General features: G+C 63.1%; 16 protein-coding genes and 1 pseudogene. 7 read left to right on the top strand and 10 right to left on the bottom strand.

Annotated features, from left to right (window positions below; all coding sequences use genetic code 11):
• Positions 1 to 22 precede the first annotated feature (22 nt).
• The 3 genes from LB552_RS08050 to LB552_RS08040 form a co-directional block, all read right to left on the bottom strand.
• A complete protein-coding gene (locus LB552_RS08050; protein ID WP_140842215.1) occupies positions 23 to 1,393 on the bottom strand; it encodes a glutamine synthetase family protein in 1,371 nt (456 codons plus the stop codon).
• 88 nt (positions 1,394 to 1,481) lie between these two features.
• A complete protein-coding gene (locus LB552_RS08045) occupies positions 1,482 to 3,017 on the bottom strand; it encodes an amino acid permease (RefSeq protein ID WP_095766291.1) in 1,536 nt (511 codons plus the stop codon).
• 23 nt (positions 3,018 to 3,040) lie between these two features.
• Entirely contained in the window at positions 3,041 to 3,859 is an 819-nt protein-coding gene (locus LB552_RS08040) for an N-formylglutamate amidohydrolase (RefSeq protein ID WP_224603551.1), read from the bottom strand.
• Positions 3,860 to 4,005: 146 nt separating this feature from the next.
• Here LB552_RS08040 and LB552_RS08035 point away from each other — a divergent pair, with 146 nt between their 5' ends.
• A complete protein-coding gene (locus tag LB552_RS08035; protein WP_224603549.1) occupies positions 4,006 to 4,830 on the top strand; it encodes a MurR/RpiR family transcriptional regulator in 825 nt (274 codons plus the stop codon).
• An 83-nt stretch (positions 4,831 to 4,913) separates the two neighbouring features.
• Here LB552_RS08035 and LB552_RS08030 read toward each other — a convergent pair whose 3' ends face one another.
• From LB552_RS08030 to LB552_RS08005, 6 genes are all read right to left on the bottom strand, one after another.
• Positions 4,914 to 5,321 carry a GtrA family protein gene (locus LB552_RS08030; protein ID WP_224603546.1) on the bottom strand — a complete coding sequence of 136 codons (408 nt, stop codon included), beginning with the start codon at positions 5,319 to 5,321 and terminating at the stop codon, positions 4,914 to 4,916.
• Positions 5,318 to 6,136, bottom strand: coding sequence for a ChbG/HpnK family deacetylase (locus LB552_RS08025; RefSeq protein ID WP_224603543.1), 819 nt, complete (start codon positions 6,134 to 6,136; stop codon positions 5,318 to 5,320). Before LB552_RS08025 ends, LB552_RS08030 begins: the two co-directional genes overlap by 4 nt.
• Entirely contained in the window at positions 6,133 to 7,101 is a 969-nt protein-coding gene (locus LB552_RS08020; protein ID WP_224603541.1) for a glycosyltransferase family 2 protein, read from the bottom strand. The genes LB552_RS08025 and LB552_RS08020 overlap by 4 nt, the downstream gene beginning before the upstream one ends.
• Entirely contained in the window at positions 7,094 to 8,260 is a 1,167-nt protein-coding gene (locus tag LB552_RS08015; RefSeq protein WP_224603526.1) for a glycosyltransferase 87 family protein, read from the bottom strand. Before LB552_RS08015 ends, LB552_RS08020 begins: the two co-directional genes overlap by 8 nt.
• A gap of 224 nt (positions 8,261 to 8,484) precedes the next feature.
• Complete coding sequence (locus LB552_RS08010) at positions 8,485 to 9,522, bottom strand: zinc-binding dehydrogenase (RefSeq protein WP_224603523.1); 1,038 nt, start codon at positions 9,520 to 9,522, stop codon at positions 8,485 to 8,487.
• Between the two features lie 5 nt (positions 9,523 to 9,527).
• Positions 9,528 to 10,769, bottom strand: a complete 1,242-nt coding sequence (locus tag LB552_RS08005; RefSeq protein ID WP_224603520.1) for an acyl-CoA dehydrogenase family protein — start codon at positions 10,767 to 10,769, stop codon at positions 9,528 to 9,530.
• Between the two features lie 118 nt (positions 10,770 to 10,887).
• Here LB552_RS08005 and LB552_RS08000 point away from each other — a divergent pair, with 118 nt between their 5' ends.
• The 6 genes and pseudogenes from LB552_RS08000 to LB552_RS07975 all read left to right on the top strand — a co-directional run bounded on the left by LB552_RS08000 (position 10,888) and on the right by LB552_RS07975 (position 15,249).
• Positions 10,888 to 11,703 (top strand): SDR family oxidoreductase, encoded by an 816-nt coding sequence (locus tag LB552_RS08000; RefSeq protein ID WP_224603517.1) that lies wholly within the window; start codon positions 10,888 to 10,890, stop codon positions 11,701 to 11,703.
• Positions 11,704 to 11,754: 51 nt separating this feature from the next.
• Positions 11,755 to 12,234 (top strand): MaoC family dehydratase, encoded by a 480-nt coding sequence (locus LB552_RS07995; protein WP_095766281.1) that lies wholly within the window; start codon positions 11,755 to 11,757, stop codon positions 12,232 to 12,234.
• Entirely contained in the window at positions 12,231 to 13,268 is a 1,038-nt protein-coding gene (locus LB552_RS07990; RefSeq protein ID WP_224603514.1) for a phosphotransferase family protein, read from the top strand. Before LB552_RS07995 ends, LB552_RS07990 begins: the two co-directional genes overlap by 4 nt.
• A 35-nt stretch (positions 13,269 to 13,303) precedes the next feature.
• Positions 13,304 to 14,061: pseudogene (locus LB552_RS07985) on the top strand (SDR family NAD(P)-dependent oxidoreductase).
• A gap of 145 nt (positions 14,062 to 14,206) precedes the next feature.
• The gene (locus LB552_RS07980; RefSeq protein ID WP_224603511.1) at positions 14,207 to 14,851 is read left to right on the top strand and encodes a TetR/AcrR family transcriptional regulator; all 645 of its coding nucleotides are present in this window, start codon (positions 14,207 to 14,209) and stop codon (positions 14,849 to 14,851) included.
• Between the two features lie 167 nt (positions 14,852 to 15,018).
• Positions 15,019 to 15,249 carry a DUF680 domain-containing protein gene (locus tag LB552_RS07975; protein ID WP_224603509.1) on the top strand — a complete coding sequence of 77 codons (231 nt, stop codon included), beginning with the start codon at positions 15,019 to 15,021 and terminating at the stop codon, positions 15,247 to 15,249.
• 88 nt (positions 15,250 to 15,337) lie between these two features.
• Here the strand turns inward: LB552_RS07975 and LB552_RS07970 are convergent, their stop codons facing one another.
• Complete coding sequence (locus LB552_RS07970; protein WP_224603507.1) at positions 15,338 to 15,562, bottom strand: hypothetical protein; 225 nt, start codon at positions 15,560 to 15,562, stop codon at positions 15,338 to 15,340.
• Between the last annotated feature and the right edge of the window lie 15 nt (positions 15,563 to 15,577).

Here is a 15,577-nt window from a genome sequence, read left to right as displayed (position 1 = left end):
GCGCCGACGCTAACCCAGCCCCCTAGTACCTCTCAAAGCCCCTGTGCAGCTCCCAATCCGTGATGCGGCGATCATATTCGAACTGCTCCCAGCGGGCGGTGTGCACATAATGCTCGATCACGTCGTCGCCGAAGGCCTGCTTCAGCATCTTCGACTTCGAAAGTGTCTCGGTGGCGTCGCGCAAAGTCTTCGGAATCTCGGGCAGGCGCGAGGCTTGATAGGCGTCGCCGACGAACGGCTTCTGCAGCTCCAGCTTCTCGTCGATGCCGGCAAGGCCGGACGCGATCAGCGCCGCGAAGGCGAGATACGGATTGAGATCGGCGCCGCCTATGCGGCATTCCATGCGGATGCCCTTGGTGCCCTCGCCGCACAGCCGGAAGCCGGCGGTGCGGTTGTCCTCGCTCCACATGATCTTGGTCGGCGCGAAGGTGCCGGCCTGGAAGCGCTTATAGGAATTTATGTAGGGCGCCAGGAACCAGGTGAATTCCTTCGCGTATTTGAGCTGGCCGGCCGCCCACTGCTGGCCGAGGCTCGACAGCGTCCAGTCGGCCGTCTTATCGAAGAACAGCGGCGTCTTGCCGTCCGCGCTCCACAGCGAATTGTGGATGTGGCTGGAATTGCCGGCCAACCCATAATTGTACTTGGCCATGAAGGAGATGGCCTTGCCCTCGGAATCGGCGATCTCCTTGGCGCCGTTCTTCAGGATGACGTGGCGGTCGGCCATCTCGAGCGCTTCGGCATAGCGCACGTTGATCTCTTCCTGGCCGGGTCCCCACTCGCCCTTGGAATTCTCGATCGGAATGCCGGCGGCTTCCATCTCGTTGCGAAGGCGGCGCATGACGCCCTCTTCCTTGCTGGTGATGCCGATCTGGTAGTCGCCGATATAGGGCGAGGCGCTGTCGAGCCCCTGCCAGTGCTTCTTGCGCGCGGAATCGTAGGTTTCGCTGAACAGGTAGAATTCGAGCTCGGAGGCGAAATAGCCGATATAGCCGCGCTCCTGCAGGCGCTTGACCTGCTTCTTCAGGATCGCGCGGGGTGAGTGTGCCAAATCCTCATGGTCGTGATGGTCGAGCACGTCGCAGATGACCAGCGCCGTCTTCTCCAGCCAGGGAATGCGCCGCAGCGTCGACAGGTCCGGCTTCATGACGAAGTCGCCATAGCCCTTTGACCAGCTCGCCGCCTTGTAGCCCGGCACCGGCTCCATATCGATGTCGCAGGCCAAGAGATAGTTGCAGCCATGCGTCTCGCCATGCGCGGAATCGACGAAATACTGAGCCAAGAAGCGTTTTCCCGAGAGCCGGCCCTGCATATCGACGATGCAGGCCAGCACCGTGTCGATCTCGCCGTTAGAGACCGCTTTCTTCAACTGATCGAACGAGAAATTCCCGGCCATTCCTTTGGCACTCCAGCGCTTGTCGATTGAAAAGGGAGAAACAAAACCATGGCCGGCGTTGCGCCGGCCATGGCCATGAAGCGAAGTATCAGTGGCCGGTCTCGCCAACCGCCACTTCGGCAGCCGCAATTTCCGCCTGACGGCGAGCAATGTCGGCCCCGATCGGCGGGCCCTTGAACCGCTTGGATTCTATGCCGAACCACAGCACCGCAAGAAGGATGATCAAACCGATGGCATAGTTGATCAAGATATCGAAGGGCGGCTGGATACCCGCGTACATCAAAACCAGAACGCCGAGGATGGTGATGATGGCGAACGGCTTGGACCACACGCCCAGACGGAACGGGCCGAATTCGGTCCAGCTCTTGCCTTCAGCAAGAAGGCCAGCCGCCACCGGCATCGCATAGGACACATAGAGGAACAGGGCACAGCCGGCCGCCAAAGCCGCGAAAGCCGGCGAGTAAAGCGTCGCTGCGACCGAGAGGACGGCTCCAAGCCAGATCGCCGCCACCGGCGTGCGCCATGTCGGGCTGACGGTTTTCCACATGGAGGAGCCGGGCAGCCCGCCATCACGCGCGAAGGCGAATATCATGCGCGAGGTGGAGGTCAGTCCAGCCAGCGCGCAAATGTAGTTTGCTACCACGATCGCGATGGCGATGATGCTCTTCAACCAAAACGGCGCCGGCAGATTATTGAAGAGATTGAACCAGGCGTTCGCGCCGTCCTTGGCAGTCGCCGCCAGATCCGGGCTTGCCAGCACGAAAGAGACGGCCATGACGAAGCCGAAGACCAATGACCAGAGGACCGAATGGATCATGCCGCGCGGCACTGCCACCCGCGCGTTGTGGGTCTCCTCCGAGGTATGGGCGGAGGCGTCAAAACCGGTGATGGTGTATAGTGGGTAGAGAAGACCGATCAGGAAGGCGACCAGCGCCGTCCGTGCCGTCGGCACATAGCCGCCACCCGCATCGCCCGTGTTGTTGACGAAAGTGGTCAGTCGCGAGAAATCCCAGCTCGCGCCCCAGATCAGGAACATCGCGGTCAACACCACCGCAACGACCAGGATGAGATAGCCCGAAAAGTCGGTCAGCGCTGTGGTCAACTTGATGCCGAAATGGTTGAATAGCGCCTGCGTCACCGTGATGATCACGACCCCGATCACCTGCTCCTGATAACCCCAAGCCGACACATCGTGGCCGAACACGCCGGCCCAAACGAGGTCCTTGAAGAGCGCATAGACGCCGACATTGACCGAAGCGACAACGAAGATCAGCCCAAGCAGGTTGATCCAGGCCGTCGCCCAACCCCAGCCACGTCCGCCAAGGATTGAGGACCAGTGGTAAAGGCCGCCCGCGGTCGGATAGGCCGAACCGATCTGGCCGAGCGAAGCCGCGACCACAAGGGCGAACAGACCGCCTATAACCCAGCCGATAGTCGCCTCGAAACCGCTGCCGGTGGCCATGGCCAGCGGGAACGAGGTGATGCCACCCGCCAGGATGCAAATGATCGAGAAGGAAATGGCAAAGTTGGAGAAGCCGCTCATGCGGCGAGCCAATTCCTGGGCATATCCCATGCTGTGAAGGACTTTTACGTCCTCAGACTTGTCGATTTCTTCAGGTCTCATTTTGGAAGTCCCCTATCTGGTTCTTAGCTGGCCGATTGTACTGACTTTCCCATTGCGCGTTGTCGGGAGCCCCTGGCCTCGTCAGGCTCCAGATTCGAGAATATGCCGATGAGCAGATCCGCCCATTTCCGCTGCCCGGTCTCGCCGGAGATTTCGTCGTTGCGGATTTCGATCATCGCGCAGGCAAGGCCGCGCGAACGCGCGTGCCGTTCCAGCGTGAAATAGACGCGGTCGGCCGGCGAATAGGGTTCGTTCACGCCGACGGTGACGCCGGAGAGCCGCTGCAGCGCCGATATCAGCGGCGCCGCCAACCGGCGATCCTCGTCATGGATGATGCCTATATGCCATGGCCGGCTCTTGCCCTTGTAGACCGGCGTGAAGGAGTGCACCGACACCAGCCGCGTCTCTTGGCTGCGCGCCAGCCGCTCGTCAATGATCTGGGCGATCGTGTCGTGGAACGGGCGCCAGGCAAGGTCGACGCGAGCGGCGCGCTGCTTGTCGGATAGATCTGTGTTCCCAGGGATGGCCGTCGTCTCGCTAATCGGCGGCACGAGGTCCGGCGCGTCGAGCGGCCGGTTGCAATCGACGACGAGCCGCGACACGCGGGTCTCGATCAAAGTCGCATCGAGCGCTTCGGCCATGCGGCGGGCGACGGGAAGCGCGCCCGGGTCCCAGGCGATATGGCGCGAAAGCTCCGCAGCCGGCAGGCCGAGCGTCCCGAACTCGGCGGGGAGGACGTTGGAAGCGTGATCGCAGGTGAAGACAAAGGGGCTTGAGCCGCCGGGGTTCGTCACCCTCACGGTTTCAGACGGTGCAAGGCTGGCGGGCCGTGCTCTCTCCATACTGCGGTCCCCTGGGGGCGCTGTATCGAATGTTACGTATTTTGTCTCATTGCGTCCCTATGAATGATTTCATACAGTTTGACCGGCTTTGTCAAACGCGAATTCGGGGAAAACGGCGGCGACGGGCGAACAGGCGGGGGAAAACCATGATTTCCAGCATTGCCGAACTGATCTCGGACCGTATCGGTACGATGCCGGCCGGCGAGCGCCGCGCCGCCCAGACGCTGATTGCCAACTATCCCTTGACCGGGCTGAAGACGGTCGCCGAATTCTCGGCCGCGGCCGGTGTGTCCTCGCCGACGATCCTGCGCTTCGTCGCCAGGCTCGGCTTCCAGAACTACCCTGAATTCCAGTCGGCGCTGCAGGATGAGTTGGCGGCGCAATTGCAGTCGCCCGCTTCGCGAACGCTCAATCCAAGCTCGGTCGGCGGCGCCGTCTCGCCGATGCTCGAGGCAACGCTCGACAACATGCGCGAGACCTTCCGGCACCTCACCGACAGACAGCTGGCGGACATTGCCACGAGACTTGCCGAGCGGCGCGGCAAGACCTTCCTCATCGGCGGCCGTTTCACCGATCCGCTGGCGCGCTACATGGCCGCTCACCTGGCCATCATCCAGCCGGATGTCTATCACCTCGCCGGCCAGGAGAGCATCTGGCGCGACCGGTTGATCGACATGGGCAAGCGCGACGTTCTGGTGATCTTCGACATCCGCCGCTACCAGGAAAGTCTCGTCCGCTTCGCCGAAAAGGCTCATCAGCGCGGCGTGCAGATCATTCTCTTCACCGACCAGTGGCTTTCGCCGATCGCTCGCTTCGCCCGCCACGTGATCGCCGGACGCACCGCCGTGCCTTCGGCCTGGGATTCGTCAGCCGCTCTGTTCGTGGTCGCCGAAACGCTGATCGCCGCCGTGACGAGGCAATTGGAAGCCGCCGGCGCCAAGCGCATGCGCGACCTGGAGAGCTTGCGATAGAGCCGGATGATTTCAGGTCGGACAGACCTGAAATCTGAATCCGTCCCCAAGCCGCCTATATCAACGCGGAGCCAGCCGGGCAGCTACTTTACGATCCTGCCCTCGATCGACCAGCGCGCCGCCAGGAAATTCAGGACGGCGGCCACGGTGACGCCGACGATCTTGGCCGGCCAGACGCCGACAACCCCCGCCAGTACAGCGATCGACAGGCTCGAAACGCCGAGCGAAATCAGCGCCCCGAGCGAGACGAAGCGCAGGAAGGACCGATGCAGCCGGATGTCCGGGTCCCGCTCGAACGACCAGAAGCGGTTCGCCACGAAGGAGAAGAGCACCGCGACGAACCAGGCACCGACATTGGCGGCCAGAGCCGGCACCACGAGCTTGAGCAGCAGGAAGAATGCGGTGAGATCGATGCCGGTGTTGACCAGCCCGACCAAGGCGAAGCGGACGATCTTGTTGCAGGTCGAACGCCGCGGCTGGCCGGCGCTCATGCTTTGCCGTCCATGACGCGCACTCCGGCCCGTTCGAGGCTGGCGCGGAAATCCTCAGAACTGAGAATCGTGAACTCGACCTCACGCGCGCCCTGCATCGGGTCTCGCGCCCGTAAAATGTCATCGACTTGACCCGGATGACACATGAACACCCCTTGTTCGGGCAATGTGTCGACCGCCGCGCGCAGCGTCGGACCGAATTTTTGCGGCTGCCGCCAGTCATAGATGCCGCAGAGCGGCGTCATCACGTTAAAGCCAGCCCGCTGCATCGACCTGTTGAAACCCGCGGCCAGCGTGGCGATCGCCGCGATCTTGGCCGCCGCGTCCAGGCCGCCAAGCCCGGGCGCGCCGCGCAGTGCGGGCCTGCGCGCGCTCTCCCCAAACCGGGCGAGCAACCAATTCCGTACCACGGGAAGAAAATGCACGTGCTGGTGCCCGTCGATGTGATCGGGCGGGCCAGCCAGCGCGTCGGTGAAGAGGTCGTACTGGGCGTCGAGCTCGGCATGAATGTCCCGCTCGTCGATGCGCCCTCGACGGACCGGCAGCGCAAGAGAGGCAAGCCCAGGCAATTTGCCGTCTGGCGCCAGGCTGGACGAACCGGTTGCGGCGGTCTGATCGGTCAGGGTCAGGTGCAGCCCGATGGCGGCCCGTTGACGGAACGGCCTGATGCGCGCCGCCGCCTCTTCCCATTCGGCAAACCCGGTCATGCAACTGGTCCCGGTCAGGCGGCCGCGCTCGATGAGGTCGAGGATCGCGCTCGATACCCCCGGCGCAAGCCCGTAATCGTCGGCGATCAGGCGGATCGGCCGGGTCATTTGCCGGGGGCAACCTGCTCGGGGGCATTGCCATGCAGCACATCGCGCACGATATAGACGGGCCGGTCCTTGCTTTCGCTGAGCGTGACCCAGACATACTCGCCGATCAGGCCGAGCAGCGCCAGGTTGAGGCCTCCAAAAAGCACGACGGCGACCATGATACTGGGGTAGCCAGGCACGGCGATGCCGTAGAACAGCACTTCGAACAGCACCTTCACGCCATAGGCCAGGCCTGCGAATGCCGCGAGCAATCCGATGAGGCTGATGACGCGCAGCGGAATCACGGAAAACGAGGTGAACCCTTCAAGCGAGAACGCGATCAGGTTGAACCTTGTCCATTTCGACGTGCCGCCGCCGCGGTTTTCCGGCGAGTAAAGCACAGCCTTCTGGCGGAAGCCGGCCCAGGCGAACAGACCCTTGTTGAAGCGGCGCTTGTCGCGCACGCTTGTCAAGGCACGCGCCACCGCGCCGCGCATGACACGGAAATCTCCGGCATTTTCGGGAATATCGAAGCGCTGGCTGCTGTTGATCAGCCTGTAGAAGAGCCGCGCCAGCTGGCTGCGCCGCCAGCTCCCCTCGCGCCGGTCGTTCTGCGCGTAGACGACATCGATCTGCGGATGCTCGACCAGCTCGCCGATCATCCTCAGGCTGATATCCATGGAATGCTGGAGGTCCGAGTCCATGATCAGGACCATGTCGCCACGGGAATGATCGAGCCCGGCGAGCACCGCCGCTTCCTTGCCGAAATTACGGCTGAGCCGCACGATCTCCCAGGAGCCGGAGAGCGTGGCCGCGAACGTCTCGGCGCTGCCGTCGCGGCTGCCGTCGTCGACGAGTATCTTGCGGACTGTCATGCCGAAGCGCTCCGCCACGGCCACTTCCAGCCTGTCGAGCAGCCCGACAAACGCGATCGCGGATTCGGCCTCGTTGAAAAACGGCGCGATGATGTCGAGCATCTCAGCCATGCGCGACGGCCCCGGCGGCAGGCGCCTTCTGTCTGTCTTGCGTCCAGAACCAGCCGACGAGCACGCAGCCAATTATGCTGACGCTGATCGGCCGGAACCACGGGTGGAAAAGATCGTGCAGTTGCAGGTTGGCACTGGTCAGTCCGGTGACGAAGAGGAACGCCGCCAAGAACCAGCACATGGCCCCGGCTCCCTTCTCCCGCCAAAGCAAGGCGATGGAGAGACCGGCAGGCACCGCCACCATGGCGTAAGTGTTCTGCTCGACCCGCGGATTGAAGACGCACATGTAGAATGCCGCGGCGAGGAAGATGGCGAGTCCGCTGATGTTGGCGTCCAGCCTGCGATCGAGCTGGAGCACCAGCCAAAGCGTGAGCAAACCCGCGACGACGCGCACGATCGTCGCGTCAAACTCGGAAATCGGGATGCCAAATCGCATGAAAGGCGCCGTGAAGTCGGCCGGAACGAAGGGGCCGGTCGGGTCCACCGTCATCGAAGTCAGAAGCCGGAAGAAATCATGATATTGCGCGTTGACGTAGTCGCTCGACGCAAAGCCATAGGGTATCGCGAGCGCGACCAGCACCGCCAGCACCAGCACCGGTATCAGCCGGGGACGCAGCGCCCCCGTCAGAAGCAGCATGATGATCGCGGTCGGCTTGGCGATGATCGCAAGCATGGCCCAGAAGAAGCTTTCGGCCCGGCGCCCCTCGAGTGTCGACAGTGTAAGAAACCAGCATGCCCCGGTGAGCAGGATCGTCGCCTGGCCGTTGCGAAGCGCTGCAAGCGCCACCGGCAAGGCAAGGAAAAGACCGAAGGACAGCAGCCATGTCTGTTCCTGGCCGCCAAGCTTGCGCACCTGACGCATTGCGGCAAAGGTCAAGACGCTGAAGCCCAGCATGTGCCACAAGATATTGCCCAGATACGGCCCGAGCTTCAGCAGGGGAACATAGAGGACGGCGAAGGCGGGAGCGTATAGATACCCCATGGCAACTTCGACCTGATACAGCGGTTGACGATCCAGAAAAGCTTCACTGCCATGCCTGTAGATATGGACCACCGAACGCGCATCGGGCGACCATAGCGCCAGGCCAAGCACAAGCAGAAACGACCCGACCCAAAGCCAAAGCCCCAAACGGTCGAAAACCGGCTTGGTTACCATCATAGCGCACCCCGAATTCCGACCAGGACGGCTTTCCCATCGCCGCCTGGTTTTCGCCGCCGGCGAGATATCACATCGAATGGAATAAAACATCCGAACGTGGCTGTTACCGGCGCGAGGCAATGACGGCGCAACAGCGGCTTTTTTCCGCCGCTGTCGGGTCGATCACAGCTTTGTGTTCAAGGCTTTGGTCTGGTCTGAACAGCTGCGATCGGCGCTCGATTGCCTCACGGCCTGATGAACACCTTTCCGTTTGGCTTGGCGAGCTCGGCCGGCAGCCTCGCCATCGCTTCGTCGAGCGGCACGACCGCGGTGACGTCGGTCGACCAGCGTCCATCGGAAAAGCGCTTCTGCGCTTCCAGCACCGCCGGACCTAGCCTGTCGCGGAACTGGCGCATCCATTCGGCCAGCCAGAACCCTTCGACGCGCTTGTGCTGGAAGATCAGTTGGCCGGGCTCGCGGATCACTGTCGGCTCAGCGTCGAGCCTTCCATAGACGATCCAGCGCGCGCGTTTCGGCATGGCATTGAAGATGGTCGAAGCCAGCGGGCCGGTGACCGCGTCGAGGAAGATGCGCGGCTGCTCGGCCTTCATCGCCTCGCGCAACGCCGTCTCGAAATCCGCCGCCTTCTCGTTGAGCACATGGGCGGCGCCGGCCTCCGTCAGCTGCAGAATCTGCTCGTCGCGACGCACGGTGATGATCGGGCGGAAACCTTCCTCCTTCGCCAGCCCGATGATCAGCTTGCTGAGCTGGCTGGCGCCCGCGGTCATGATGAAGGATTTTTCGCCCTCCTCTCTGACGATGTCGAACATGGCCAAGGCCGTCAGCGGATTGACGATCATCGCTGCGCCGTCCTCGTCGCGCACGGTGTCGAGAAGCGGAATGCAGGACGCGGCCTCGGCAACCGCATAATCCGCCCATGCGCCCCAGTTCGACACGCCGGTGGCGAAGGCGACGCGTTTCCCTGCAAGGCTCCTTGCATAGGGATCGCCGCCCGTGGCGACGACGATGCCGACACCTTCGAAGCCCGCCGGCCGGCCCTTGACCCGCGGCTGGCCGTACTGGCCCTTGATGAAGGCGATGTCGGACGGGTTGATCGAGGCGAGGCTGACCTTGATCAGCGCCTGCGAGGGACCGGGCGCCGGCACCTCGATGCTGCCGGGCTGGAGGTAAGGCTCCATCGCCTCCAGCGCAGCCGCCGAGGGCGTCCTGGTGTAACCGTCGCCGACAAGCAGCAGACCCTGCATTTGCGAAGGAAGCGCCATGGCCGTCAGACCTTTTCCTGCGTGTATTTCTTCAGTTCCGTGCGCGCCACCTGCCGCCGGTGCACCGCGTCCGGCCCGTCGGCCAGCCGCAATGTCCTCAAATGCGTCCACGAGCGGGCGAGCGGCGTGTCCTGGCTGATGCCTTGCGCACCGAACATCTGGACCGCCTCGTCCGTGACCTTCAGCGCGACGCGCGGTGCCACCACCTTGATCTGGCTGATCCAGGGCGCGGCCGCGCGAGCGTCCCCCTGGTCGATCATCCAGGCAGCCTTGAGGCATAAGAGCCTCGCCATCTCGATCTCCATCCGGCATTCGGCGATGATGTCGAAATTGGCGCCGAGCTTTGCCAGCGGCTGGCCGAAGGCCTCGCGCCGCACCGAGCGTTGGCACAGCATCTCCAGCGCCATCTCGGCCTGGCCGATCGCGCGCATGCAGTGATGGATGCGGCCAGGCCCCAGCCGCCCCTGCGCGATCTCGAACCCTCTGCCCTCGCCGAGGATCAAATTCTCCGCCGGCACGTGCACATTCTCGAATCTCAGATGCATATGCCCATGCGGCGCGTCGTCGTCGCCATAGACCTGCATGGGCCGCAGCTTGGCGATGCCCTTGCTGTCGGAGGGCACCAGGATCATCGAATGCCGGCGATGTTGCGGCTCCTCGTCCGAGCCGGTCCTGACCATGACGATATAGATGGCGCAGCGCGGATCGCCCGCCCCGGAAGCCCACCATTTCTCGCCGTTGAGCACATAGTGCTCGCCGCGGCGCTCGCAGCGCATCGAAATGTTGGTGGCGTCCGAGGACGCCACGTCCGGCTCGGTCATCAGATAGGCCGAGCGTATTTTCCCCTCGAGCAGCGGCTCCAGCCAGTCGCGCTTGTGCGCTTCCGAGCCGTATCGCTCCAGCACCTCCATGTTGCCGGTGTCAGGCGCCGAGCAGTTGAAGGTCTCGGCGCCGAGATGCGCCTTGCCCATCTCCTCCGCCAGATGAGCGTATTCGACGGTGGAAAGGCCGTAGCCGCGCTTGGAATCGGTGAGCCAAAAGTTCCACAGGCCGCGCTCGCGCGCCGTCTTCTTCAAGCCTTCCAGGATTTCCGTCTGCCTAGCGGTATAGGTCCAGCGGTCGCCATTCTTGCCGACTTCGGCGAGGAACTCTTCGCCGAGCGGCGCGATCTCGTCGCGCACCATCGCCGCCACGCGCTGATGGAGCGGCTTCAGCCGCTCGGTCATGCCGAGATTCATGTCCGCCATCGCTTCCGGCCTTTCCGAAGATAAACCTTTACCCGTGGCAAGGATGACCGTACTTCGGCTAGCCTTGTCAACGCGAGTCCTTGGGCGGGTCCCGGCCGGCCGGATGCGGAGAAACACGATGAGCTATCTGGACAAGCTGTTCTCGGTCGCCGGCAAGACCGCGCTGGTGACGGGTGCGGCGACCGGCATCGGCCGCATGGTGGCGACCGGGCTGGTACGCGCCGGCGCGCAGGTGATGATCGCCTCGCGCAAGGGCGAGGATTGCGCGAAAGTCGCCAACGAATTGAACGCGCTTGGCGGCACCGGCCATGCCGAGGGCTTTGCCGGCGACGTGTCCAGCGAAGCTGGCATCGCCGCTTTAGTCGCCGAGGTCAAGGCGCGCACGGAACGCCTGCACATCCTTGTCAACAATGCCGGCATTTCCTGGGGCGCGCCGCTGCAGGATTTCCCCTACCACGCCTGGGCCAAGGTGTTCGGCGTCAACGTCACCGCCGTCTTCCACCTGACGCGGGAGCTCTTGCCGCTTCTCGATGCCGCCGCGAGCGACGAGGATCCTGCCCGCGTCATCAATCTTGGCTCGGTGATGGGCACCCAGCCGTTGGCCGACGACGCCTATTCCTACGCCGCCTCGAAAGCGGCGGTGCATCATTTGACGCGCACGCTGGCGATCGAGTTCGCCGCCCGCCGCATCACCGTCAACGCCTTTGCGCCCGGTCCTTTCCAGAGCCGGATGACGGCCTTTGCTACCGCGACCGAGGAGCAGGCGAAACATGTCGGTAACCATGTTCCGCTCGGCCGCATCGGCGTGGCGGATGACATTGCCGGCGCAACGCTTTATTTGTGCAGCCGAGCCGGAAGCTATGTCACCGGCGCCATCCTGCCTGTCGACGGCGGCCAGTCGGTGCAGCATGGTATGACTTTGTTCAAGGAATAAGGTGCCCGGTTCGAGGAATCGCGATCCGGGCGGGTTGCGGAGGACATCAGTGTGGAACCGATCAGTCTCGATACGCTTCTGGCAAGCGTCGGCAAGGAGGTCGGCGTCTCGCCCTGGCGAACGGTGACACAGCGCATGATCGACCAGTTCGCCGATGCGACCGACGACCATCAGTTCATCCATTGCGATCCTGAGCGCGCCGCGCGCGAGACGCCGTTTGGCGGCACCATCGCGCATGGCTTCCTGTCGCTGTCGCTTTTGTCGGCAATGACCTTCGAGACCATGCCGCCGCTGGAAAACAGCAAGATGGGCGTCAACCACGGCTTCGACACGCTGCGTTTCCTGGCGCCGGTGAAGACGGGTTCGCGCATCCGCACCCGCTTCGTGCTGGCGGACGTCAAGGTCAGGCCGTCCGGCTGGGTGCAGACCGCACATGACGTGACCATCGAGATCGAAGGCTCGAAGAAGCCGGCGCTGACGGCGCGCTGGCTGACCTTGACGCTGATTGAGCGCCAACCCGAGAACGCATGAGCGGCGAGGCCGGTGCCATAGACCAGGCGGCCCTTGCGCCCTACCTCGAGGCGCATATCCCGAGTTTTGCCGGCCTGTCGGCGATTGAAAAATTCAAGTCAGGGCAGTCCAATCCGACCTATCTTTTGACCGCCGCCAGCGGCCGCTATGTGTTGCGCGCCAAGCCCCCGGGACAGTTGCTGAAATCCGCGCATCAGGTCGACCGGGAATTCCGGGTGATGCAGGCGCTTGCCGGCACGGCGGTGCCGGTGCCGCGCATGCTGCATCTTTCCGGCGAGGACTCCCCGATCGGCCGCATGTTCTACGTCATGGAGTTCCTCGACGGCCGCATCTTCTGGAATCCATCGCTGCCGGACGCATCTGGCAATGACGAGCGCGCCGCGATTTACGATGCCATGAATGCGACGCTCGCCGCCTTGCACGATATCGATGTGGACGCCGTCGGACTTGGCGATTTCGGCCGGCCCGGCAGCTATTTCGAGCGCCAGCTCGCGCGCTGGACCAGCCAGTACAAGGCCTCCGAAACCGAAACCATAACAGACATGGACAGGCTGATTGCCTGGCTCGAAACGCATATGCCTGCCGATGAAGGCCGCGTCTCGCTTGTCCATGGCGATTACCGGCTGGACAACATGATGTTCGCGCCGGGCGCGCCGAAGATCATCGCGCTGCTCGACTGGGAGCTGTCGACGCTCGGGCATCCCTTCGCTGACCTTGCCTATCAATGCATGCAGTGGCGTCTGCCGCATGCCTCGGACTTTCGCGGCCTCGGTGGCATCGACCGCGCCGCTGCCGGCCTGCCTTCCGAGCAAGCCTATGTCGAGGCCTACTGCAGACGGCGCGGCATCGAGAAGATCGACAACTGGACCTTCTTCCTCGCCTTCTCCTTCTTCCGGCTGGCGGCGATCTGCCAGGGCGTCTACCGCCGCGCGCTGGACGGCAACGCCTCCAACCCGGAAAAGGCAAGGACCTACGGCCAGGCGGTAAAACTGCTCGCCGCGCTCGCGGTGGAACTGATTGACGAGAACAGCTGAACGCGGAGAAGCCGGGCAATGGGCCGTTCGATGGGATGACGGTGCTGATCACCGGCGCGACCGGCGGTCTCGGCAGCGGCGCGGCAAAGGCCTTCGCCGCGGAAGGGGCACGGCTGGTGCTCTCCGATCTCGACGAGGCTGCGCTCGGAAGTTTCGCCGCAACGCTCGACACCGAGACCGCTCACCTTGCCGGCAACATCGCCGACGAAAAACTCTCGAGGATCTTGTGGAGCTTGCCGTTCAAAAGTTCGGCCGGCTCGACATCGCCGTCAACAATGCCGGCATTGTCCACTCCTTCGTGCGCCTGCCGCAGGTCACCTCGGAGGAAGCGCGCCGCGTGGTGGAGGTCGACCTGCTCGGCGTTTTCTACGCCATGAAGCACCAGATTCCTCGGTTGGAACGGCAATTCAAGGAAAGCGGCAAGGGCGGCATCATCGTCAACATCGCCTCGGTCGCCGGACTCTCCGGCGCGCCGAAGCTTTCGGTCTATGCAGCCGCCAAGCACGGTGTCGTCGGGCTGACGCGTTCGGCCGCCGTGGAATATGCCAGCAAGGGAATACGCATCAACGCGGTCTGCCCGGCCCACACCCGCACCGCGATGGTCGACGGCTTCGTGCGTTCCACCGGAGCGCCCGAAGCCGAAGCGATGGCCGAGCTCACGCGCGGCGTGCCGATGAAGCGTGTCGGCGAAGTCGACGAGATCACCACCGGCATCCTGTTCCTCGCCGACCCGGCCAATTCCTTCATGACCGGCCACGCTCTGGCGCTCGACGGCGGCATTGGCGCGATCTGAGCAATTTCAGGAAAGTACCTTAGCGGTTCCATCCGCAATTGCGTCAAAACGCAGAGCGCACGCAAGGGAACCGGGGGCGCTCTTGTCCGTTTCCGTACAGCGTATATAATTTCGTCAGGCAACCAATCACAAAGGCAGGCGTATATTGGCGCTGAGCGTTCAGAAACGCCGCGAAAAACAGAAGGCGGAGCTTCGCTCCGAACTGGTCGCGGCGGCTCACAAGCTGGTCCAGGAAGAAGGCTATGAGGGCCTGACCATCCGCAAGCTGGCAAAGCGGGTCGGCTACGCGCCGATGTCGGTCTATTCCTATTTCGCCGACAAGCAGGACATTCTGTTCGCGCTGGCCGAAGACGCCTTCGAAACGCTCGCCCGTCGCATCGAGGAGCACCCCGCGGACGATCCGGTCGAGGCGCTCAAGGCGGTGATGACCGAATACGCGGCTTTCGGGCTCGGCAACCCCAACGAATATCGCACCGTCTTCATGACCGAGAAGACCAAGCTGCCTGAAGGACGCAGCTACGCGGACATGGAAGAAGGCAATCCGGCCATGAAGGTGCTGATAAGCCGGGTCGAGGCGTGCGTGGCCGCCGGCAAGCTCAAGGGCGACCCGCGCGCCATCGCCACCATGCTGTGGACCGTCGGCCACGGTACGATTTCGCTGTTGATCACCTTCCCCTTCTATCCGTTCGGTGACCCCCAGGCCTATGTGAAGCGCATGTGCGATTTCACGCTGGCGGGGTTGCAGGCGCAGGATATTCCGCCGCTGACCGCAACGCCCGTCAACTGCTGATCTCTTTGATCGTCGGCTCGCATCGATTCGCTTGATTTGCGGCGCCGAATTCCTGTGTTCAAAAAAATTTGTCGTACACGTACAGATTCCTCCTTGAATTCCGACTTCATTAACCGTATTTGTACGCCGTATCGTACATGTACGAAAAGATTGCCTGGAGACGGAAAATGAAGAAGACCATCCTTGCTCTCGCCACCGTGCTGGCTTTCTCGGGTACCGCTTTCGCTGGCGCAAGCCAGCCGGCCAAGCATGCCCCCGCGGCTTGCGCTCCGACCAACGCCAGCGCGAAGCTCGACTGCACCTCGACCGGTTCGGTGGAAAAGGCCGACGCCAACAAGACGACGAAGAGCCCGCGGCTCGGCATCGATGTCAGCCCATGGTTCGTGCCCGGCCTCTGAGCACTATTGGCAAGACTTCGAACGAAAACGGGCGGCATTTGGCCGCCCTTTTTCGTTTCTGCCCGCGCCCCTGAGAACTTGCTCGAGCCTATTTCTTGCGCGGTTTCGTTCCTGCCGCGGTCCTGGCCTTATTCTGCTTTGCCGGTCCGCCGGGGATGGAAGTGCTGGTGATCGATACCGGATCGCTGGCGGGAAATGTGTCCTCGAGGCCTTCCTCGAGTTCCTCTTCCTCGACCTGGTGGCGCCGCTCCTGCTCCAGCGAGCGGACTGCAGCTGTCTTCTTGGATGACTTCGGCGCGGATTTGGACGGCATCGGCAATCTCCCTCG

Source organism: Mesorhizobium sp. CA7, assembly GCF_020165015.1.
Classification (GTDB): domain Bacteria; phylum Pseudomonadota; class Alphaproteobacteria; order Rhizobiales; family Rhizobiaceae; genus Mesorhizobium.
This window is presented reverse-complemented; position numbering and strand designations above follow the sequence as displayed.